The sequence below is a fragment of the Paenibacillus tianmuensis genome (assembly GCF_900100345.1).
In the GTDB taxonomy this organism is placed as follows: domain Bacteria; phylum Bacillota; class Bacilli; order Paenibacillales; family NBRC-103111; genus Paenibacillus_G; species Paenibacillus_G tianmuensis.
Map to the genome: position 1 here is coordinate 16,840 of NZ_FMTT01000052.1, position 21,853 is coordinate 38,692.

24 protein-coding genes are annotated in these 21,853 nt (G+C 50.3%); 12 read left to right on the forward strand and 12 right to left on the reverse strand.

What is annotated here, in order from left to right; genetic code table 11:
- Positions 1-61 precede the first annotated feature (61 nt).
- Positions 62-1,783 carry an assimilatory sulfite reductase (NADPH) hemoprotein subunit gene (cysI, locus tag BLO51_RS24365; protein ID WP_090675983.1) on the reverse strand — a complete coding sequence of 574 codons (1,722 nt, stop codon included), beginning with the start codon at positions 1,781-1,783 and terminating at the stop codon, positions 62-64.
- A 35-nt stretch (positions 1,784-1,818) separates the two neighbouring features.
- A complete protein-coding gene (locus BLO51_RS24370) occupies positions 1,819-3,624 on the reverse strand; it encodes an assimilatory sulfite reductase (NADPH) flavoprotein subunit (RefSeq protein WP_090675985.1) in 1,806 nt (601 codons plus the stop codon).
- Positions 3,625-3,827: 203 nt separating this feature from the next.
- Here BLO51_RS24370 and BLO51_RS24375 point away from each other — a divergent pair, with 203 nt between their 5' ends.
- Together BLO51_RS24375 and BLO51_RS24380 are read left to right on the forward strand one after the other, a co-directional pair.
- Positions 3,828-4,493, forward strand: coding sequence for a GntR family transcriptional regulator (locus tag BLO51_RS24375; protein WP_090675986.1), 666 nt, complete (start codon positions 3,828-3,830; stop codon positions 4,491-4,493).
- Positions 4,494-4,499: 6 nt separating this feature from the next.
- Positions 4,500-5,483, forward strand: a complete 984-nt coding sequence (locus BLO51_RS24380; RefSeq protein WP_090675988.1) for a DMT family transporter — start codon at positions 4,500-4,502, stop codon at positions 5,481-5,483.
- A 64-nt stretch (positions 5,484-5,547) separates the two neighbouring features.
- On the opposite strand, the gene BLO51_RS24385 is transcribed toward BLO51_RS24380, so the two are convergent.
- The 5 genes from BLO51_RS24385 to BLO51_RS24405 form a co-directional block, all read right to left on the reverse strand.
- Positions 5,548-5,988, reverse strand: coding sequence for an SRPBCC family protein (locus tag BLO51_RS24385; protein WP_090675990.1), 441 nt, complete (start codon positions 5,986-5,988; stop codon positions 5,548-5,550).
- Complete coding sequence (locus BLO51_RS24390) at positions 5,975-6,433, reverse strand: SRPBCC family protein (protein ID WP_090675991.1); 459 nt, start codon at positions 6,431-6,433, stop codon at positions 5,975-5,977. The genes BLO51_RS24385 and BLO51_RS24390 overlap by 14 nt, the downstream gene beginning before the upstream one ends.
- Entirely contained in the window at positions 6,430-6,936 is a 507-nt protein-coding gene (locus tag BLO51_RS24395; protein WP_090675993.1) for a MerR family transcriptional regulator, read from the reverse strand. Before BLO51_RS24395 ends, BLO51_RS24390 begins: the two co-directional genes overlap by 4 nt.
- A 648-nt stretch (positions 6,937-7,584) precedes the next feature.
- A complete protein-coding gene (locus tag BLO51_RS24400; RefSeq protein WP_090675994.1) occupies positions 7,585-8,322 on the reverse strand; it encodes a hypothetical protein in 738 nt (245 codons plus the stop codon).
- Positions 8,323-8,574: 252 nt separating this feature from the next.
- The gene (locus tag BLO51_RS24405; RefSeq protein ID WP_245719801.1) at positions 8,575-9,120 is read right to left on the reverse strand and encodes a sugar phosphate nucleotidyltransferase; all 546 of its coding nucleotides are present in this window, start codon (positions 9,118-9,120) and stop codon (positions 8,575-8,577) included.
- A 165-nt stretch (positions 9,121-9,285) separates the two neighbouring features.
- Between BLO51_RS24405 and BLO51_RS24410 the strand changes: the two genes are divergently transcribed.
- The 6 genes from BLO51_RS24410 to rbsB are packed head-to-tail and all read left to right on the forward strand — an operon-like array spanning position 9,286 to position 15,053.
- Positions 9,286-10,299 (forward strand): LacI family DNA-binding transcriptional regulator, encoded by a 1,014-nt coding sequence (locus BLO51_RS24410; RefSeq protein ID WP_090675996.1) that lies wholly within the window; start codon positions 9,286-9,288, stop codon positions 10,297-10,299.
- The gene (gene rbsK / locus BLO51_RS24415) at positions 10,286-11,200 is read left to right on the forward strand and encodes a ribokinase (RefSeq protein WP_090675998.1); all 915 of its coding nucleotides are present in this window, start codon (positions 10,286-10,288) and stop codon (positions 11,198-11,200) included. Before BLO51_RS24410 ends, rbsK begins: the two co-directional genes overlap by 14 nt.
- 17 nt (positions 11,201-11,217) lie before the next feature.
- Positions 11,218-11,613, forward strand: a complete 396-nt coding sequence (gene rbsD, locus BLO51_RS24420; protein ID WP_090676000.1) for a D-ribose pyranase — start codon at positions 11,218-11,220, stop codon at positions 11,611-11,613.
- 16 nt (positions 11,614-11,629) lie between these two features.
- Positions 11,630-13,156, forward strand: a complete 1,527-nt coding sequence (locus BLO51_RS24425; protein ID WP_090676001.1) for a sugar ABC transporter ATP-binding protein — start codon at positions 11,630-11,632, stop codon at positions 13,154-13,156.
- Positions 13,128-14,081, forward strand: coding sequence for an ABC transporter permease (locus BLO51_RS24430; protein ID WP_090676003.1), 954 nt, complete (start codon positions 13,128-13,130; stop codon positions 14,079-14,081). Before BLO51_RS24425 ends, BLO51_RS24430 begins: the two co-directional genes overlap by 29 nt.
- A 21-nt stretch (positions 14,082-14,102) precedes the next feature.
- Positions 14,103-15,053: a ribose ABC transporter substrate-binding protein RbsB gene (gene rbsB, locus BLO51_RS24435; RefSeq protein ID WP_090676004.1), complete on the forward strand. Its 951-nt coding sequence runs from the start codon at positions 14,103-14,105 to the stop codon at positions 15,051-15,053.
- A gap of 304 nt (positions 15,054-15,357) precedes the next feature.
- Here the strand turns inward: rbsB and BLO51_RS24440 are convergent, their stop codons facing one another.
- A complete protein-coding gene (locus tag BLO51_RS24440) occupies positions 15,358-15,705 on the reverse strand; it encodes a helix-turn-helix domain-containing protein (RefSeq protein ID WP_090676005.1) in 348 nt (115 codons plus the stop codon).
- A 41-nt stretch (positions 15,706-15,746) separates the two neighbouring features.
- Here BLO51_RS24440 and BLO51_RS24445 point away from each other — a divergent pair, with 41 nt between their 5' ends.
- A complete protein-coding gene (locus BLO51_RS24445) occupies positions 15,747-16,445 on the forward strand; it encodes a peptidoglycan recognition protein family protein (protein WP_245719802.1) in 699 nt (232 codons plus the stop codon).
- 59 nt (positions 16,446-16,504) lie between these two features.
- On the opposite strand, the gene BLO51_RS30580 is transcribed toward BLO51_RS24445, so the two are convergent.
- Positions 16,505-16,609 (reverse strand): YjcZ family sporulation protein, encoded by a 105-nt coding sequence (locus BLO51_RS30580; RefSeq protein WP_245719803.1) that lies wholly within the window; start codon positions 16,607-16,609, stop codon positions 16,505-16,507.
- 232 nt (positions 16,610-16,841) lie between these two features.
- Positions 16,842-17,534, reverse strand: a complete 693-nt coding sequence (locus BLO51_RS24450) for a hypothetical protein (RefSeq protein WP_090676007.1) — start codon at positions 17,532-17,534, stop codon at positions 16,842-16,844.
- A 485-nt stretch (positions 17,535-18,019) separates the two neighbouring features.
- Between BLO51_RS24450 and BLO51_RS24455 the strand changes: the two genes are divergently transcribed.
- The gene (locus BLO51_RS24455; RefSeq protein WP_090676009.1) at positions 18,020-19,045 is read left to right on the forward strand and encodes a DNA-binding protein; all 1,026 of its coding nucleotides are present in this window, start codon (positions 18,020-18,022) and stop codon (positions 19,043-19,045) included.
- Positions 19,042-19,182, forward strand: coding sequence for a hypothetical protein (locus tag BLO51_RS29445; RefSeq protein WP_167670320.1), 141 nt, complete (start codon positions 19,042-19,044; stop codon positions 19,180-19,182). Before BLO51_RS24455 ends, BLO51_RS29445 begins: the two co-directional genes overlap by 4 nt.
- 785 nt (positions 19,183-19,967) lie before the next feature.
- Here BLO51_RS29445 and BLO51_RS24465 read toward each other — a convergent pair.
- Both BLO51_RS24465 and BLO51_RS24470 read right to left on the reverse strand, forming a co-directional pair.
- On the reverse strand, positions 19,968-20,402 hold the full coding sequence (locus tag BLO51_RS24465) for a VOC family protein (protein WP_090676013.1): 435 nt from the start codon (positions 20,400-20,402) through the stop codon (positions 19,968-19,970).
- Positions 20,403-20,579: 177 nt separating this feature from the next.
- Positions 20,580-21,401, reverse strand: a complete 822-nt coding sequence (locus BLO51_RS24470) for an AraC family transcriptional regulator (RefSeq protein WP_090676015.1) — start codon at positions 21,399-21,401, stop codon at positions 20,580-20,582.
- A gap of 228 nt (positions 21,402-21,629) precedes the next feature.
- Between BLO51_RS24470 and BLO51_RS24475 the strand changes: the two genes are divergently transcribed.
- Positions 21,630-21,853 (forward strand): transposase (locus BLO51_RS24475; protein WP_143006975.1); only part of this gene is annotated, 224 nt, incomplete at its 3' end.

Below are 21,853 nucleotides of genomic sequence, written 5' to 3' on the forward strand. Positions count from 1 at the left end.
TCTCTTCAGTAGAAATCTACTTTAAGGACAGCTCGCCACTTGGTCATATAGGAATATTGCGTTACTCGTGAAAATCAAGTCCCGAACGAACTTCTTTCACGTACCCGGCGCGAATCGCGAAATCGCCGAAATGCTCGCCTTCCTCGCGCTCCTTCGCATAGCGGTTCAAGATGGGCCGCAGCTCCGCAAGAATCTGCGTCTCGTCAATATTTTCGCGGTACATTTTATTCAACCGGTTGCCGGAGAAGCCGCCGCCCAAATACATGTTGTATCTCCCCGGGGCTTTGCCGATAAAGGAAATTTCCGCAAGCGCAGGCCGGGCGCATCCGTTCGGACAACCGGTCATCCGAATGACAATCTCCTCTTCGCGCAATCCCGCCTCGTCCAAGATCGATTCGATCTTCTCCAGCAGCGTGGGCAAATAGCGCTCCGATTCGGCCATCGCCAGACCACAGGTCGGAAAGGCAACACAGGCCATCGAGTTTCTGCGCAGTGCGGAATAGTGAATGCCGTCGGTCAGCCCGTATTCCTTGATGAGTTCCTCGATTTTTTTCTTCTTCTGGGCCGATACGTTGCCGATGATCAGATTCTGATTCGGTGTCAGACGGAAATCCCCGTTGTGCACCTTGGCAATTTCCCGTAACCCGGACATCAAGGAGTAATTGTCCTCGTCCTTCACCCGACCGTTCTGAATAAAGAGGGTGAAATGCCATTTGCCGTTGCTTCCCTTCACCCAGCCATAACGGTCTCCATTGTGGTCGAAATGATAAGGGCGCGCTTCCTCCAGCTTCCATCCCAACCGCTGATGAAGCTCGTCGATAAACCATTCCAAGCCGCGGTCGTCGATGGTGTACTTGAACCGGGCATGCTTTCGCACCGAACGGTCTCCATAATCCCTTTGGATCGTGACTGTCTTTTCGGCCACGTCGACAACCTGCTCCGGCGTGACAAAACCGATCACCCGCGCCAGCTGCGGATACGTTTGCGGATCGCCGTGTGTCATCCCCATGCCTCCGCCGACAGCTACGTTGAAGCCTAGCAGCCGCCCTTTCTCATGGATCGCGATGAATCCAAGATCCTGAGAGAAGACATCGACGTCGTTGGAAGGCGGCACGGCAATGCCGATCTTGAACTTACGCGGCAAGTAAACGGGTCCGTAAATCGGTTCTTGCTCTTCTCCGTCGCGGCTGTCGACAACCTTCTCTTCATCCAGCCAAATTTCATGGTAGGCTCTGGTTCGCGGATCAAGATGATGGCTTATTTTCTTGGCCCATTCGTACACCTGCTCGTGGATTTCGGAAACGTACGGGTTCGGGTTGCTCATCACGTTACGGTTGACGTCCCCGCATGCCGCAAGCGTGCTTAACAGCGCTTCGTTGACTTCCTTGATGACCTGTTTCATGTTCCACTTGATCACGCCGTGAAGCTGGAACGACTGGCGGGTCGTGAGACGAATCGTTCCGTTGGCATACTGCTGTGCGATCCGGTCCATCATGAGCCATTGCTGCGGCGTAACGACCCCACCGGCCGCCCTCACACGCACCATGAACTGGTAGGCTGGCTCCAGCTTCTGTTTATTCCGCTCGTTGCGAAGATCCCGGTCATCCTGCATGTAGCTTCCGTGAAATTTCATTAAGCGGTTATCATCCTCGGGAATGGAGCCCGTGATTCTGTCATGGAGCGTTGCTGCAAGCGATCCCCGCAGGTAGTCGCTTCGCTCCTTGATCTCCTCTACATCGCTATGAGGCGCGCTGTTCGCTGAAAGTAAATTATTTTCGCTCATGTCCCTATCCCCTCTCGTTATCTTTGAGCCTGAACTCAGTAGACATCTCGCTGATAACGTTTGTCTTGTTGCAATCGTGCCAAATACTCCGCGGCGGCCCCTGAGCTAAGTCCGCCCTCCCGCTCGATAATGGCGGCGAGAGCGGCATGAACGTCATGCGCCATGTGCTTTTCGTCTCCGCACACGTAGACGCTGGCCCCTTCCTGCAGCCACTGATACAATTCCTTGCCGTGTTCAAGAATGCGGTGCTGCACATAAATCTTCTCATCCGTATCGCGGGAGAACGCCACATCCATGCGGGTCAGCACGCCGTCTTTCAGCCAACGCTGCCACTCGACCTGATAAAGGAAATCCGTGGAGAAATGGCGGTCGCCGAAAAACAGCCACGTCTTGCCCTGCGCCCCGGTTTCTTCCCGTTCGCCCAAGAAGGCCCGGAACGGAGCTGCGCCTGTGCCGGGTCCGATCATGATGACCGGTGTATCCGGATTTTGCGGAAGCTTGAAGTTCGGGTTGTGCTGGATAAATACCGGCAGCGAATCACCCAGCTCCAAATGATCGGCGATATAAGTCGAGCATACCCCGTATCGCTCTCGTTCGTGTGCTTCGTAGTGTACCTTTCGGACCGTGAGATGCACCTCGTCCGGGTACGCCTTCGGGCTGCTGGAAATGGAATAAAGACGCGGCGGCAGCTTGCGAAGAATCGATACGAATGATTTGCCCGATACTCCCTTTAGCTGGTAATCCTGCACTAGATCCAGCAAATCCCGGTTTTTGACATACGCTCGAAGCTCTTGCTCACGTCCTGCCGCAAGCAGCTCCTGCAGGCCGCTATCCGGGAAGAGATTGGCCGCTTGCTCCAACAGCGGCTTTGTCAGAACCGTAATTTCATAGTGGCTGGTCAAAGCTTCAAGCAGCGGGCGCTCGTTGCCGTTTTTATCGACCGGAACGAGCTCCTCCCGGTTCCAATCCATCGCCTGGATCAGTTCGTCGACAAGTCTGGGATGATTTTTGGGATACACGCCCAAGCTGTCGCCCGGCTCATACTGGAGATTCGACCCTTCCAGCGAAATCTCCAGGTGACGCGTTTCCCGGTCCGATCCGCGTCCGTTCAGATTCAAATTTTCAAGCACTGCGGCTTGATATGGGTTCGTTCTCGAATATTCCGTCTGCTGCGTTTCGCTGCGGACAGTTGCTCCGCCGCCGCTTCCCAAGGACGGGGCCGCCGGGGCCTCGTTCAGAGAGGCCACGACGCGATCCATCCACTCCGCCGCGGAATCCTCAAAATCCACATCGCAGTCGACGCGTGCGGTAAGCCTTTTGCCTCCGAGCTCCTCAAGACGCTTATCGAAGTCCTTGCCCGTTTGGCAGAAAAATTCATACGAAGTGTCCCCCAGAGCCAATACGGAGTACCGCAAGCCTTCCAATTGCGGCGTTCTCTTGCTGTGCAGAAATTCATAGAAAGACAGCGCGTTGTCCGGCGGTTCGCCTTCCCCGTGCGTGCTCACCAGGATGAGCAGATTTTCAACCTTCTTAAGCGTATTCGGCTTGAAGTCGCTCATGGAGGAAAGCGTTGGCTGGAGGCCCTGCTCCTTCAGCTTTTCGCTCAGCTTCTTCGCCAGCTTCTGGCTGTTCCCGGTCTGGGACCCGAATAGTACCGTCACCTCTTTGGAGAGGGCCGGTTGGTTCACGGCCGGAGCAGACGCCGAAGCTTCGGTTTTGTGCAGAGCCGTCAAATAACCGCTCAGCCAAATCTTCTGCACCTCCGTCAGCGTAGGCAGCAAGCGGTTGAGAAGCTCCACTTGCTCTTGGTTAAAAGGACTGTTCATCACCTGTAATGTCAACAATATGCACCTCGCATAGGATGAAAATAATTCCTAGTATTCTTATATAATTAATTTATTCTTATCTTCAAGCTATCATAGCCGGGTCAACGGATCAATTAAAAGGATTTTATAGCTTTTATTAGTTTTGCTGATAAATCGCCGACCTTACCGGATCGCAAATAAATATTGCCCAAAAAGACAATATCCGATATATTGGTTTTATGAAAAAAGAACTGATTAAACCCATTCAACGACTGTCGTTAAGAGATGAAGTGTATCAAACTTTGAAAAAGTGGATTATCACCTTGGAACTGCATCCCGAGGAACGCTTGAGCGATAAAGAATTGGCGGAGAAATTCGGCATTAGCCGCACGCCTGTCAGGGAAGCGCTCAAAAGGCTCGAAGATGAAGGCTTGGTCGCATCCCTTCCGGGATCGTCCACTTACGTAGCACCATTAAATGTAACGGAGGCGAAGCACGCGTTTACGGTAGTCGCCGTCTTACACGCTTTAGCGGCAAGGCTCGCATGTCCTGTTTTGAAGGAAGCGGATCTTCAAACGCTTGAGGCAAGCAATAACGCTTTACAGCTAGCGATTGAACAAGGCGACGTGATTCAGGCCATCGAGGCGGATACGCATTTTCACAAGGTTTTCTTAGATGCAGCGGGGAATCCTGAGATCGTACTGGCGCTGGAACGCAGCATCCCCAAAATTCAACGATTGGAGATTTCCCAATTTAATACCTTGAAAGGGTTATATTCCGTGGAGCAGCACAATCACATGATTGCCGCTTGCCGAAATGGGGAGTATGAGAAGGTTGTCCGACTTGTCGAAGAGAACTGGCTAAGCCTCGGCGAGCTGCTAACCCAACCCACGGAGCCGAGGTGAGTTCAGTTGAAGCCCATTTGGATCGGGGTATGTTCAGCCTTCTTTTTTGCTTCTACCTTTGTTCTCAATGCCTCGATGGAGCTGTCCGGCGGAAGTTGGATTTGGAGCGCTTCGCTGCGGTACCTCTTCATGCTTCCGCTGCTCTTGGGCGTGGTACTGGCTAGAAAAAACCTGCGTCCGCTCTTAACGGAAATGAGAAAACAACCTGGAACGTGGTTATTGTGGGGAACTGTGGGTTTCGGATTATTCTATGCTCTCTTATGCTTTGCAGCCGCTTATTCCCCCGGTTGGCTGATTGCCGGCACATGGCAAATGACGATTATCTCGGGCACTTTGCTTGCGCCGTTATTTTGGGAGACGGTACATACCGACAAGGGCCCCCTACAAATCAGAGGGAAAATTCCCGTTAAAGGTCTAATCATGTCACTCCTCATCCTGCTAGGGATTATTCTCATGCAGATGGAGCATGCCAAGCGCCTTTCCTTGGAAAGTTTATTGCTGGGAGTGATCCCTGTGCTGATCGCGTCGTATGCCTATCCTTTGGGTAATCGCAAAATGATGGAGCTCTGCGAAGGGCGCTTGGATACTTTTCAGAGGGTATTGGGAATGACGATTGCAAGTCTGCCTTTCTGGGTAGTCGTTTCCTTGTATGGCTTGTCTACCGTAGGATTGCCGAGCAAGGAGCAGAGCTTTCAAGCTTTGCTGGTTGCCTTGTTTTCCGGCGTCGTGGCCACGGTCCTCTTCTTCAAAGCAACGGATATGGTGCGGGGAAATATGCGGAAGCTAGCTTCGGTTGAAGCAACGCAATCGATGGAAGTCCTTTTCGCCTTAGCCGGGGAGCTGGTGTTTTTGTCGATCCCCCTGCCCTCGCTTTTATCTTGGTGCGGGATGATTGTCGTTGTTCTTGGTATGATTTTGCATAGTTATGTAGCGAATAAACAAGAGGAGAGGCATTTTAAGCAGTCGGCGGCGCTGAGTGAAAGGGGATGAGGTGAATATCGCCGTCCAACTCCGACAGAGCGAGTGAACGGCGATAATTTTTCATCCCGCATGGCTAGGGGGTCATTTCTTCCAGCACCCTGCCTAACCGGTCGAGGTTCTGTTCATTAGCTTCAGTACAGAATGCCTTGACTCGTTCGAATTCCTCGGTTATCTTGAAAAGCTGACGGAAAATAACTTTGGTACGGCCCTCCAGGTTCTCGAAAGTTGCCGTTATCCGAAATTCGTGACCGGATAGATGGTCAAGCACGATCCGCTCAAGCGGTACGATCTCAACAAAGACGTTATGGTTCGGGTAATCCGTGCCATCCGGTCCATGCATGGTGAATCGCCACGTGCCGCCCGGTCTGATATCGCACTCGTGAAATGTATTCGTGAAGCCATGCGGCCCCCACCAACGAGCGAGCAAGTCAGGGGTTATCCAAGCCCGAAATACAAGCTCCCGCGGCACATCGAACTCGCGTGAGGAGATAATTTCATTTTTACCCATTGTCATGATTTTCACCCTCTTCAAAGACCTTGCCAAGCGCGTCCAGCATGAGATGGGTACCGTGCTCCCGTATTTCTGGCGTATCGTGTCCGTCAAAGTATGCCCCTTGCTCCGTAAAAATGAGTTTCGTGCCGCCCTCCAGCTTGATCAGCTCGACCGTTGTATTCGAGACGGAGACGCGTGTGCTGCTGGAATCCAGGGTGTACGTATAGACAATGCGCTGCTCCGGAACAATTTCCTGGTAACTGGCATCGAACGTAAACACCGGCCCTTCCGGCGGCCCGCCGCTGCTGTACTCGCGCCCGCCAACCCGAAAGTCGAAGATCTCCGGCTTCGAAAACCACTTGGCTTTGGCAACCGGGTCAGCCCAGGCTTGATAAACCCGCTCCGGCGAGGCGGCATAGGTCCGCTCGACGACGAAGGTCGCATGCTTGACAAATCGTTCATTCATTGATTTTCCTCCTTAGGTTTCGGCATTCCTTTCTCCTCGGCCAGAAAGTCCCCCAACAGATCCAGGTTTCGCTCCCAAATCGTTTGCCGCTCAATGACCAGCTTCTCAAATGACATTTTCATCGCTTGCAGAAGACTCGTGAAATCTTCTATCGTTACTTGCGCCTTGCCCTGCATAAGCTTGGATACATGTTCGAGCTGCTCTAATAATTTCTGCTGCAGCTTGATCTGTTCTTTGATTCGGTTGATCTGCAAGTTGACGATCTCAAGCGGACTGATTTGCCCGCCGGTTAAAACCGATTTAATCTCCTCAAGAGATAGCCCCAGCTCCTTAAGCGATAAAATCTGGTGCAAACGCGCCAGGTCCGATTCATTGTACAGCCTGTGGCCGGATTCCGTATGTTCCGACGGAGAGAACAGCCCAATTTGATCATAAAAACGCAAGGTTCGTACGGTAAGCCCCGTCAGATTGGCGAGGTCTCCGATCTTCCAATATGTCTTCATTCATCATCTCCACTCTTTGACGCCAGCTTTCTACCGGTAGCTTCATTATAAAACCTTACGTTACGTAAGGTGCAAGCATAATTGTTCCGTTCTATTGTGGAATTTTTTTGTAGTTCATCGGTGAAAAATGCGAAAGGAGCCTGCCGCGGCGTGGCACCCTTACTAAAGGTCGGTCACATGTCCTTGCAAAATGGTTTGTTCGTTATTTAGAAAATGTTCAGAACAACATGGTACGCTTATACAAAATTAGAAAGGACAGTGAGCTTACACGTGAAGACTTACTTCGAAGAGATGCGCAAACTTAGCCACGACGACGAAATGAGATACAAGCTTCTGATCCAGGGAGTCAAGCGGGTATTGGAAGAGCGCAAGCGGGGACGTAATAAACTCATGGAAGTTTTTAAAAGGACATGCAGGCCGCGAAGTGGTCATTAGCAGAACCAAAATGAATGCGGCGAAACCATGCAAGATTGAAGTTACAGTTCAGCGGCTTGAGGCGGAGGGGCGGGTCTGATAGGCTGGATGCTAGGGCGAACAAGGCCATTTAGGCCACTTCGCCCATCGCAGGAGCATCGGGCCCGGCATATGACGAATCCCCGTTGTTGAAGGATTCATTCCCCTTTCTGATATGATCGATCATCTATTATGTTATGAAATCGTTTCGCACCCTTTCGACAAGAGCCATTGCTCTATAACGGCAACCGCCTGTTGTGCATCCTTTTCATAGAAGACGGCCACCTCAGTCTGGTAAGCATAATTCAATCGTACATAGCCACCCAGTTGCCGGTAAAACAGGAAGCAAGCATATGGGGTTTCAATGGACAAATCCGGTGGAAAATCCGCTCGGCACACTCCGGCCAGCTCGGGCAACGAAAGCTGGTCCTGCCCTGGCGGCAAACGCAAAAAGAGATGGCTCCGAGTGCCCGTCCACGGTTCATAATAGACAGCTTCCTTTGGGCTGCTTCCATATACCTGATGGTATATTTCGTCCAGAACCAAAGCGTATATCCCTTCGTCTTCCTGCTCCCGTGTCTGAAGCGAAATGGCCTTTACGTGCTCCGCATGCCGAGGCAGCCAGAGTAACCCAGCCGTCTGGGGATGTACCGCCAGAAAATCGCCGTCCACCGTCGTACCTATCGCGATACACTCGCCGATCTGTTGCTCAGTAATGGGGCTGTCTTCGTCAAACTCCCATAACCCGTACCCAGCAAAAGGTTTCAGCACCTCCGAATCAGGCAGTTCGACATTTATCCACCCTCTGTAAGTCCCTTCACCAAATCGCCGCAAAAACCGAAGGTAGCCTAGTGGATAAATAGCGGCGTCTTCCTTAGCAAGCGCTTGGTTTTGGCCCTCAGACAGCGGCTTTTGCCGAGATACGATATACATGAATACTCCCCCTGTTTTCTGGACGATCTTCCCTAAATAAACCTCTATATTAAAGTGACTAACCTATCCAGATCATGGACGTTTGAGCCCCACTTAATAACAAAAAGAGAGGTCCTAGCTAGGTCAATGACTTTTTTGTACATAGGCAAAATAGAAGTGGAAAATGCTATGCCGCAAACATCGCGAGGTCGTACCTTTCAATTTTGCCATACAAAATGATAGTTGATGAGTGATACGGTTGTTGTCGTTCTTCTATATTGTTATCCCATACACCGATTGTATCGGTTTAAATAAAAAACTACAAATGGTCGAAGGCATCCAAATGAAAATCCCGCTGTTCCAGAACACATTCTTTTGCTCCATCAACTGCTTGGCCCGTTCCGCGGGAGGCTTCTCGATAAAAGCTTTCGCCGCAAGCGCGCGCCCTTCTTCCGTCGGTTCTTCCGTCAGGATATAGCCATAGCCGGTTTCCGGACGAGTCGGCACAATGCCCAGGGTGACGATGGAGCAGCCCGAAGGGGCGATGCTCTCCGCTTGCTTCAGCGCTTCCCACAGGCTGTCTCCTTCCGGAATGTATTGGTCGGACGGGGTCGTGACCAGTACGTCATCCTCGCCTTTTTGCAAAAAATGCAACGCCGACAAGGCGATACAAGGAGCGGTATCTTTCGGTTCGGGTTCCAATAGGATATGTTCGCCCTTCAGTTCGGGAAGCTGTTCGCGAACCATGTCGCTGTATTGCTTGATCGTTAAGACATAAATGGACGTACTCGGCACATATTGCGTTCCGGATTCTGTCACAAAAAAGAGGTTGATTCCTTTCCCGCGGAGTGCTATATTGTATGTGTAACCGATACCATATTTTTAATCATATGAGAATTTTATCACTTATAAAATGCAATGGAATCATCGGAAATTTTTTTTAATCAATATGTAACCGGTACCACATGACAGGGGTGAAGAAGTATGGCAACCATTCGGGATGTAGCCAAGCTGGCGGGCGTGTCCGTTGCGACGATTTCCCGGTACTTAAACAAAAGCGGCTATGTGAACGTGGAAACGGAGCAGAAAATAAAAAAGGCCATCGAAGCGCTGAACTACGAGCCGAATGCGGTGGCCCGGGGATTGGCCGGAAAGAAGACGAACACCATCGCCTTAATTCTTCCCGATATTTCCAACCCGTTCTTTCCGGAGCTGGCCCGGGCCGTTGAGGATGTCGCCTCGATGTACGGGTATACGGTGATTTTGTGCAACTCCGATGACGAAGGGGTCAAGGAGAAGTCCTATATTGAGGTGTTGAAGAAAAAATATATCGACGGCATTATTTTTGCTTCCAATACGCTGGATTCCGCCGATGTCGAGCAGATGACCAAGAAAGGCATCCCCGTCGTCTGCCTCGACCGGGTGCCGCCGAAGCAGTCGTGCAGCGTGGTCCGCTCCAAAAACCGGGAAGGCGCGAAGCTGGCTGTCGAGCATCTTCTGAGCATGGGCTGCCGGAAAATCGCCCACATCTACGGCCCGCAGGAATTCATTACGGCCAAGGAGCGGCTGGCCGGGTATGAGGAAGCGGTGATGCATTTGGACTGGTACTCGCCGACGTTCATGATTCAGGGAGACTTCCGGATCGAAGGCGGGATTCGGGCGACGGAGCTGCTGATGGAGCGTCATCCCGATGTGGACGCGATTTTTGCCGGGAACGACCTGATGGCGGTAGGTACGCTCAAGGCGCTTCACCGGATGGGCGTGCAAGTGCCCGGACAAGTGGCGGTATGCGGCTTTGACGGCATCGGCATGACGGAGATTACGCAGCCGGAGCTGACGACCGTCGCCCAGCCGATCTATGAGATGGGCGCGCTCGTCTCGCGGATCTTGATCAAGAAAATCGAAGGCACGCTGGAAGCGGACCAGACGTACGAGCTGGACGTCGCGCTCGTACCCAGAGAGTCGACCTTAAGGAGGAACGGACATGAAAGCTCCTAAAATCGTTGTTATCGGAAGCTTGAATATGGATATTGTCATCGAAGCGGACCGGTATCCGCAGCAGGGGGAGACGATGCTCGGTCGCGGCATCCGTTTTTTTACCGGAGGAAAGGGTGCGAATCAGGCCGTTGCGGCGGCCCGGCTGGGCGCGGTCGTGACGATGGTCGGCGTGGTCGGTACCGACAGCTTCGGACAAGAGCTGCTGCACGCTCTGCAAGCCGAGAACGTGGGCACGGACGCGGTGCGGGTCGCGGAGCAGACGGCTACGGGAGTTGCCAGCATATACGTTTGTCAAGGAGATAACAGTATTGTCGTCCTGCCGGGCGCGAATCATACGCTGCTTCCTGCGCATATCGACGCTTGCCGGGAAATCATCGACGCGGCGGACATCGTGCTGCTTCAGATGGAAATTCCCGTGGATACCGTCGCGCATGCGGCCCGTCTCGCGAAGGTTTGCGGACGGACGGTCGTATTAAACCCCGCCCCGGCACAGAAGCTGCCGGAGGAATTGCTGCGCAACGTCGACTATATTACCCCGAACCGGACGGAGCTGGCCTTGCTGACCGGGCGTTCCGCGGAAGGCGGCGAATTGGAGGCCGCGATGCGGGAGCTGGCCGGCATGGGCGCCCGGCACGTGATCACGACGCTCGGCGCGGAAGGCTCCGCCTTTATGGCACAGGAGGGCACGCTGACCCGCGTTCCCGGTTATGTCATGGAGGTCGTGGATACGACCGGAGCCGGAGATTCGTTCAACGCAGGGCTGGCTTACTCGCTTGCTTTGGGGCAAAGCTTGGAGGAGGCCGTATCGTTCGCGGCCAAGGTTTCGGCGCTTGCCGTGACGAAATTCGGCGCGCAGCCGGGGATGCCGACGCTTCGGGAAGTGCTCGATTTTAACGGATGAGCGGAGGAGAAACTATCATGAAAAAAACCGGAATCATCAACAGCGAAATTTCCGAAGTCATCAGCAAATTGGGCCATACGGATATGATCGTGATCTGCGACAGCGGGCTGCCGATCCCCTCCCATGTGCGGCGGATCGATCTGGCCTTGAAGCAGGGCGTTCCTTCCCTGTTGGATACGCTGTCCATCGTGCTCGAGGAAATGGAAGTGGAGGCCTCGTTCATCGCGGACGAAATGGAGCGGGCCAGCCCGCAGTTCAAGCGGGAGCTGGAAGCCGTCATGAAGGACATTCCGGTTCGTACGGTCAGTCACGAGCAATTGAAAAGGCTTACACACGAAGCGAAAGCGGTTATTCGGACAGGCGAATTTACACCTTATGCGAACATCGTTCTGCAGGCCGGCGTGATCTTTTAAGAAAGGAGTGGCCGTCATGACGACATACCTGTTGGAAATGAACGATATCAGCAAGAGCTTCCCGGGCGTCAGAGTGCTGGATCAGGTGACGTTCAACCTGATTGGTGGGGAAATGCACGCGCTGATGGGGGAGAACGGCGCGGGGAAATCCACGCTCATGAAAATTCTCGGCGGCATTCACCGCAGAGACGGCGGAACCGTGATCCTGAAGGGGACGCCATGCGAGATCGCTTCCCCTTCCATGGCGCAAAGCCTGGGCATTGCCATGATTCATCAGGAATTGAACTTAATCCCGCATCTGACGGTGATGGAAAATATTTTTCTCGGACGGGAGTTTACCTACGGCCGGAGCGGGATGATCAACTGGGGCAAAATGAGGCAGGAATCGGTTCACTTCTTGTCCCAGCTCGGCCTGTCCATCGACCCCGGTATCATCGCAGGCGAGCTGTCCGTCGGACAGCAGCAAATGATCGAGATTGCTAAAGCGCTTTCCATGAATGCGGAAATTCTCGTGCTCGACGAGCCGACGGCGGCACTGACCGACCGTGAGATCGAATCGCTCTTTACGGTGATCGAATCGCTCAAAACCAAGGGCGTCGGGATGATCTACATCTCCCACCGGATGGAGGAAATTTTCCGCATCTGCGACCGCGTCACCATCATGAGAGACGGGCATACGGTAGGGACGGACTGCGTAGCGGATACGAATATCGACAAGCTGGTCAAAATGATGGTAGGCCGGGAAATCAAAGACCGCTTTCCCAAAATTGACGTTTCCGTCGGCGAACCCAAGCTGGAGGTCAAAGGCCTGTCGCTGCCGGGCAAGCTGCAAGATATTTCCTTCACCGTGCGCAGCGGGGAAATCGTCGGCATCGCCGGTCTGATGGGGGCCGGCCGGACCGAGCTGGCCAAAGCCTTATTCGGGGTGACGCCGGCCCTCCAAGGGGAAATCTGCGTCGACGGCCGGCCCGTCGCCATCCGCAAGCCGGTCGATGCGATCCGCGCGGGCATCGCACTGGTCACGGAGGACCGCAAGGACGAAGGGCTGCTGTTGAACTTGTCCGTGAAGGACAACATTTCGCTGCCTAATTTGAAGGACGTTTCCTCACTCGGGTTTGTCAGCAGCAGCAAAGAAACCGGCATCTCGGAACGGCTTATCTCGCAATTGCTGATCAAGACCCCGAACAGCGAGCAGAAGGTCGGCTCCCTGAGTGGAGGAAATCAGCAGAAGGTCGTTATCGGCAAATGGCTCGAAACGAATCCGCAGGTATTTATTTTGGACGAGCCGACCCGTGGGGTGGACATCGGCGCCAAGAAGGAAATCTACGATTTGATGAATCAATTGGTTTCCAGAGGCGTAGCAATCCTGATGATTTCGTCGGAGCTCCCGGAGGTTCTCGGCATGAGCGACCGCATCCTGGTGATGCACGAAGGCCTGATTGCCGGAGAGTTCGCCAGAGGGGAAGCCACGCAGGAAAAAATTATGCACTGCGCGACAGGAGGAGGAAAGCATCATGCAAACGGAAGCGAAAGCGGGCGGTAAGCGGGCAGGCAAAGCGTTCAGCCTGGGTCCGCTGCTCGGACTCGCCTTAATCGTCGTCGTTTTGTCGGTGATCAACAGCGACTTTTTGACCGTTACCAACGTTTTCAACGTGCTTCGGCAAATTTCCATCAACGCCTTGATTGCGTTCGGGATGACGTTCGTTATCCTGACCGGAGGAATCGACCTTTCCGTCGGAGCGGTTCTGGCGCTGTCCAGCGCGTTTACGGCAGGCATGATGGCCTCCGGTATGAATCCGTGGCTGGCCATGCTGATCGGCCTCGGCTGCGGAGCGGTGTTCGGAGCCGTCAACGGCCTGCTGGTCACCAAAGGGAAGGTCGCCCCCTTCATCGCCACCTTGGCGACCATGACCGTCTACCGCGGCTTGACGCTCGTCTATACGCAGGGCCGACCGATTACCGGACTGCACGAAGATTTCGCCATCATCGGAAAAGGGTATTTTCTCGAAATTCCGATGCCGATCGTCTGGATGGTTCTGACCTTCGTCATCCTGTTCATTATATTGAAATACACGACCTTCGGGCGGCGCGTCTATGCGCTGGGAAGCAATGAGGAAGCGACTTGGCTTTCCGGGATCAATACTTCCAGAATCAAAGTCATGGTTTATTCGGTAAGCGGATTACTGGCAGCTTTAAGCGGAATTATTCTTACCTCCAGACTCAACTCCGCTCAGCCGACGGCAGGCACCTCTTACGAGCTCGATGCGATTGCCGCGGTTGTTCTCGGAGGAACCAGCTTAACCGGCGGACGGGGCTGGCTGGTAGGGACGCTGATCGGCGCCATGATCATAGGCGTATTGGACAACGGTCTGAACCTGCTGAACGTTTCATCCTTTTATCAACTGGTCGTTAAGGGTGCCGTCATCTTGGTTGCGGTGCTGCTGGACCGTTCCAAAGCCGCAAAATAAAAAGCAAAGGGGAAGAGTAGCATGAAAAAAATGTACATGGTTCTGTCGCTCCTGCTGGTATTCGTCATGGTGGCAGCCGGCTGCTCCACCAAGTCCAATCTGGAGGGCGGAGCCAAGACGGCCGAGCCGAAGAAAGAGGGAGGCGCCGCCTCCGGTAAAACAACCATCGGTCTCTCCATTTCCACGCTCAACAATCCGTTCTTTGTTACGTTGAAAGAAGGCGCCGAAAAAGCGGCGAAGGAAGCCGGAGTCGATCTGGTCGTTGTCGACGCGCAGAACGACACCTCGAAGCAAATCAGCGGCATCGAGGATCTGATCCAGAAAAAAGTAAACGTCATCCTGATTAACCCGACCGACAGCGTGGCGGTCATTACGGCGGTGGAGGCGGCGAACAAAGCCAACATTCCGGTAATCACCATCGACCGCGCAGCGAACGGCGGCCAAGTCGTCTCACATATCGTATCCGACAACGTCAAGGGCGGACAGATGGCCGGCGACTTCATTCTCAAAGCGATCGGCGGCAAAGGAAACATCGTCGAGCTGCAAGGCATCGCCGGAACCTCGGCAGCCCGCGACCGCGGCAAAGGCTTCCACAATGCCGTAGACGGCAAAGACGGCGTGAAAACAGTCGCTTCCCAGCCGGCCGACTTCGACCGCGCCAAAGGGCTGTCCGTTATGGAAAACATCCTGCAGGGGAATAAGGATATTGCAGCCGTGTTTGCCCACAACGACGAGATGGCGCTGGGCGCACTGCAGGCGATCCAAGCCTCCAGCAAAAACATCGTCGTCGTCGGCTTCGATGCGACCGATGACGCGGTGAAAGCCGTAAACGAAGGCAAAATGGCCGCGACAGTAGCGCAAAAGCCGGCAGCCATCGGCGATGTGGCCATAAGAACGGCCGTGAAGGTATCGAAAGGCGAGAAAGTGGAATCCTCGATCCCTGTCGATTTGGAGCTTGTTACGAAGAAATAAGTCATAGCGTTAAGCTAAGAAAAACGCTTTCTACGGAAAGAGGATGATCCCCGGAGCGGAATGAACAAAAGCCGCGGGATTGTCCTCTTTTTTATTAGCAACCATATCATTTGAAAACGCTTGTCTATAAGGCTAGGTGTCCGGTTGTCCCAAAAATGAGATTTCCAACTAGTCCAAAAGCCTCCGTAAAATTAGCTATCAGCTTTATTAACTGATTCTCTACGATCCTCACTACCGATATGTGTATAAATTTTTGCTCCAGCGATCTTCTCTGAAGCCGAGTAGATCATGATGTCATTTATCTTCAATTTTTAGCTTCCCTACTTCGCTTTTCCTTGAGCAATCTATACATTTCCAGGCTATCCTTCAAGTGTCCGGCTTCATCTGTGGTCAACTCTTCTGGTTCCCCATCAATAATCAGTCGGTTTATCTTTTTCTTGTCCCCGGGTTCATTCAAACTTCCTACCAAAAGCCAATTAATCGACACGCCATACAATTGCGCAAGCTTCTGTAGCACTTCGTTATCGGGTTGCGATCTATCATTTTCATATTTGGATATTGTGGTAAAATCGATCCCGATTTTTTGGGCTACTTGCTCCTGTGTCATCCGCTTTCGATTTCTGGATTGTTTTAACCGCTCTCCGAAAGTCATCGGCCCCACCGAGACCAAGTAAAAGACGCCCGCGCATTTCGATGCCGGGCGTTCGTTTTATGGTGGCGCATGATACCGGGAATCCCGGCTCTACGGCAGCCGGAAACGTATCGTATTATGAGCGCAGCCGACACGTCGTTTCGGCTTCGGCGCATTTGTTTGTGGACGACCGGGAGATTATTGAGTGTATTCCGTTTTTGACCGGCAGGCCAGAGAAGGCTTGGCATGTCGTCTACAACACGCCGATCGACAACAGAATGTTTGGCGTGGATTCGAACGACTACGCGGGAGGCGTGGAGCTCTGCTACGGCGGGAAGATCAATCTGAACGAGGCGTACAAGCGCTATGTGTGGGTGCTGGCCTACGCCTGCTATCGGTACGGCCTGAACCCGGCGACGGACATAACAGGGCACCATATCCTTGATCCGGCGCGGAAGACGGACCCGGTGAACGCCTTACGGCTTCTCGGGAAGACGTTCAGACAGTTCGTTGACGATGTGGTTGCTGAATATCAAGAATGCACAAATGGAGAGGATGAAGACGACATGGCAAAACCTTTGGTATTTGAAAATGATTGGCAATGGAAGCAGCTTGGCGACGCGCTGGATGGACTGCACAAAAAAGGGCTGCTGTCCGACTATACTTGGGCTGAAAAAGCATACAAACGGCAGCTTACGGGTGCTGAATTGGCGTACTTGAATATGATTGTGCAGGCGCGACAGGCTGGCGTTGAAATCTAGCCAACTAGACCTAATAATGGGAAGAGCCGCCTGCAGGCGGCTCTTCTACATTGGTTCGCTTAAATAAAACAGATACTGCAAGCGACGATAACAAGCAGAATGAAAAGAACCAGAATAACACCTGTGGAAGTAAAACCAGAACCGCCCACTCCTAAACCGCCCATGACCAACACTCCTCTGAATGGGATTGAGTACCGTTTTTAGCCTTCCCGGTAACTCTCATTCTCAAGATATTCGAGTACAGAGAAAATGTATGGACTGGTGACATGCGGCAATTGACATGTAATTATACATTATATTCACTGGTTGGCGAAGAGCTGCGAAAGGCGTCGGGGCAGCAGACAACATAATGAAAAAGTAAAGAGGTACCCTCTTAAAGAGAGGGTACCTACAGATTTAAATTTTGTAATAATAGAAGCAAATTCCTCTAGGCTCGGTTACACTACCATCCCCGACCTTCGAATCCCAAATCCATCCTTTTTCCATAACATCAAAACGGTTAATGTCCAAGTTTGTGGCCGCCACCATCGACCAATATTCACCCGAAGGTATAGTGTACTTGATCTGATCAGATACTTCCCTTGTTTCATCAACCATGAGGCCAAAAGTTGATTTTACTAAAGCGTAGTCGATACCTACAGTGGCAGTTGCAGTCACTTTGGCTGTTGTCTTGGCAACATACGTATATTCAGTTGGACCTTGTGCAGTAGTTCGATTGAAGATTTCTCCGCATGCTTTGGATGTACCCGTGGGTTTAAGATACTGATTCCCGGCCAATTGAGGACTTGCGATGGTGGATGGTTTTTGCTCAGTTAAGGGCAATTTTAAAAAAACTCCGCCCATTTCAGCATGTTCTGGTGGCTTCGGCATATTCGAATTTTGAATAAACCTTTCCGCTTCTTTTCCTTCGATTTTGATCCTTTTGAAACCTTCTTCGTGGTTGGTTTCGACCACTTTGTACTGATACGACTCCAAATCGCCGTAGCAGCCTTTGGTCGGGTTGTTTTGCAAGGTGTCCTTTGCAGAAACTGGCTGGATACTCATTGCAAGAACAGCGGCTAGCGAGATTGTAGCAAAAAGTTTTTTCATTCCTACCCTTGCTCCTTTCATTATTTTAGGGTTGTCGCGACGCCCTAGAAAAAATGTTAGCACATATTCCCAAAATATGTTAGTTCCATTTTTTTGTAATTCAGAAATAAATGGTCCTAAAATTAAATTGAAACCCAAACTGTACAATTGTTTGCCGCTGGGCTAATTGAATTTGAACAATGGTCGGCCGACTTGATCGTTATCCTATAAATTACCACTTGTTCCAATATATTTTATATAGGACAAAACTACCTTTTTATGAGTAATTAGGAGCACTAGATCGTCCGATAATATAGTAAATCAAGCGAAAATTCATGTAAAATCATGTCATTAATTGTAAGTAATTGTCTAAATGTGTTGTTTTTCTCTGATTTTCATCTATTTTTTGACGATAATCGCTTAATATCCTTCAAATTCTCTATGTTGCTATCTGAAACTCCCAGATGTAATATTATGGTATCCGAAGAAGGGAGTGTTTGGGTTTTATGAAAAATGTAGGGTTGGAGAAGGAAATGAAAGGGCAATTTTTTACTGTGGCAGAGTGTCTTTTCAAGGAGGAGAAAAAAGCAGAAGCGGCACCCTTGTATCGTTATGTCATTGATCGGGAAACAGATTGTAACGATCAAACTTTCCTCCTGTGCCACTTGCGATTGTTTCAATGTCTTGTCGGAGTGAGTTCAGAAGGAAACAAGGAAGCACTGGAACAATTCGAACCGTTTTACACTCGCTTGCCGGAGGATACCCGGCTTGATGCTTTACTACTGACGGCGAATGTATGTTACTCGTTGGCTGATTGGAGAAGGGTGGAGCGCTATGGGGATGAACTCTATGCTTTGGCCCAAAATGTGTATGAAAAATTAAAAAAAGAAAAATTTGCTAAAAACCTACATACCGAGCGGCATTTAGTGGTATATTATGGTCATGGCCTACGCATCAAGGGCTTTGTCCTCACCATGCAAGGGCGATACGAAGAAGCAAAAAAATGTGTGGCAGCGTATTCAGACCTTGGGTGGTTCGAGTGCCTTGACGAAACGGGTAAAAAGGAGGTTGAGAAGTTTCGAACTTGGGGCAAGGGAAATATGTATGCTCTTGAACTGAAAACAGGCAATGATAAAGTACTAAACGATTATCTCGAATATGTAGAAAAACAAAATGAAATTCTTCCGGGTGCATTAAATATTATTGAATCAGCAAATGTTAATAATTTTTGTGTAGACGAGGCTATGGAAAAACTCGTCCCCCAAATCCCTCCCATTAATTCCGATGTAACCTACTTGGACGGCACCCAATTATTTCACTTTTGGTACGAGAAAGCTGTGTATAGCTTCAAAAAAAATCGGTTGATCCTCGGCATCGATGAATTGTTATATGCTTTATACTTAGCCCATAAAATGAAGTATTATTCTGGTTTTGAGAAGAGCGTTTCTTTGTATCGGGAACATGGTGATTATGCGACAGAACAGCAAAAATGGAATTACAAACATATCGTAGAAGGAGTGTTTGACTCATGAAAAAAGCATTCTTATCTTTAGTAATGGGGTTGGTACTTTTAGGTGGAGTAGCCTTTAATCATCATGGATGGGAAGCGCCACAACAAACAGAGAACTTGCCTATTTCAACTTTAGATCATCATGGATGGGGAGGCTGATAAGAAAAATAAGAGTCCCGGCCAGTAATTTGACTGGTCAGGGACTTTTTTTAACTCGGTCGCGGCTCGCTGCGCTGCGGCCATTAGGCGGATATCCGCGATTCTGACAGCTTCTTGACAATAATAATATTGTCGGAGAATATTTTGAACTGAATATCACTGTAACCCTCCATAGCTGTTCGATTATCCATAGTATGAGTATACAGGTTATGAAGCTTATTCATCGCAAGTTTTTGTAGTTCGTACCCGTGCTTCATTCTTGCCGCGATCCCTAGTATATCCAAGTACGCAACAATATGCTGCGAAGTCTCCCTATCATACTTATCTACACTACCTCTTACGAGCATCGTTCTCTCCCCCCTCGTAAAATTATACCTTGCACAAGACCATAAAAAGATTATAGCTACTTTGTATCATTTATACCAAAAATCCCATTCATAGAGGGAGTGCATACTACACCTTATATGCTATTTTTCTGAGAATCAAGTAAACAGCTGCCGATCTCGCTTCTGAGCAAATAAAAGCCCAAGCGCTAACTACGCCTGAGCTTCGTCTGATGGGTAAATGTGGCTCCAATAAACTATTTCCTAATAAGCGACACACAGCACTCCACATGTGTGGAGTGCTTAATATTGATTAATAAGAAGAGGGCGGCTATTATCATAGATTAATCTCAATCAATTTCATAGAAAAGCTCAACTGCGAAATCACCTAGTGGCTACGGTTGCCTTAGTGTGTAAACAACTTCGTTCCTATCGATGGCAACGTAATCAACACAGAACAGGTTAACTCACATACAAGGCGAGGAATCTCTTTTGCATTTCCTCCGGATCCACGGTTTCAATAGTGGTTGAGATCATCCAATAATGTCCGAACGGATCCTTCACACTTCCCGCTCGATCTCCGTAGAATTGATCCTCCATCGGATTAACCATTGTCGCTCCAGCCGCAATCGCCTGCTGGAACAACTTATCCGCATCGTCGACCTGCAGTTGGATACCAACCGTTGTATTTCCAATGGTTTCTGGTCCCAGAATGCCATATTCGGGATATTCACCTGCGATTGATATCTTGGCTCCCCCGATTGTAATTTCAGCATGAGCCACTTTGCCTCCAGGCTCCGTCAAGCGGTATTTCTCCACCGCATCGAAAGCCTTCTTATAGAACTCTATCCCCTCAGCAGTATTCTTGATCCATAGAAACGGGGTTGCTTTATCCATTTAAATCCACCTCTCTCTTCCGAAATAGAATGAGTCACATGCCGTATCGCTAGTTGCGATTAAGCTGACTGTTCTTGCCTCATATAAATATTCTAATCGCCCCTCTAACGAGCGTATAGTAAAAAAATGACCCTTTATTTAAAATTGATCATTCAATAATTACCTTTTCCTAAGGCTTTAATTATGGATCGCAACATGATTGTGATGCCTGCCTTGCCTCGAGAAATAATCAGTAGGATTAAGACTGGAGAAAGCCTGAAAATCTTTAATAAAATGCATCTGATCATAATAACCGCAAGCGATAGCGACATCCAACCAATTGACACTCTTAGCGTGTTCAATTCTACTCAATACCTCCTGAAAGCGGCGAAGACGACAGAAGAGCTTGGGAGTCAATCCCACTTCTTCTTTAAAAATCTGGATAAATCTCCTTTGGCTTAAACCGATTTGTCCGATCACATCCGAAAGGGGGCTTTTATGCGGCAAACCCAGAAATTCATTTAGTGCGAAGCTTACTACCGGATGTCGTATTAGAGGTCGGGAGGCCAGCTTTATAAGACTTTCTTCAAGTTTTCGAAACTTGTCATCTACCGTTTTGGATAGAAGCAGAACCTCATGCAGATCATGGGCTCTTGCTCCCCACAGTGTATCTAAGGATACATGAATATTATGTAGTTCATACACTGGCATTTTAAGAAGTGGATAGATACCGCCTGGTTTGAAGTGTACTCCCAAAATCGCACTCTTTACGGAAGTATCAATGATGAAAGATCGTGAATGCGGCCCGCTAATGACAGAACTGCCATACTTCTGAAACAAGCCATTATAATCTTGGTCAATCCATTTAATCATATCTTCACTCAGGTTGAACACAAGTTCAATCGAACCATCAGGTAGCGTGAGCTCCCTCGAATGAGGCGGACTATAACATTCGAAGTACCAGAAAAAATCGACAAAAACGGATAATGGAGCTTGTGGAATATAAGTACGTAACAGCATGGCATATGCGCGACAGGGGCTTGAAGTCCTCCTTTGTTAAAGCCGTGGAGTCGCTCCATCCTTTCTTGGGGATTACTTTATAAACAATCTCAAGATCCAACTTATCTTTAGAAGCGAACATTTCATATTCTTTTTCACTAGGGCGTGTCTGAAAACTATCTATTGCTTCAAAGAAGAAACCGAAGCATAATTTTACAGGGACGAGATCACGAGGAGGCCTGTAAAATTATGCTACGACGCCACGAAATCAAGGACCAGGATTGGGAACGGATCCAAGGTCTATTGCCACCCGAAAATACAGGCGAAGGCAGACCCTCGAAGCCCAATCGAGTCATGCTGAATGGAATGCTTTGGAAAGTAAAAACAGGGGCTCCTTGGCGTGATTTGCCGGAACGTTTTGGTCCTTGGAAAACCGTGTATTCCCGTTTTCGTTTGTGGAGCAAAGATGACCT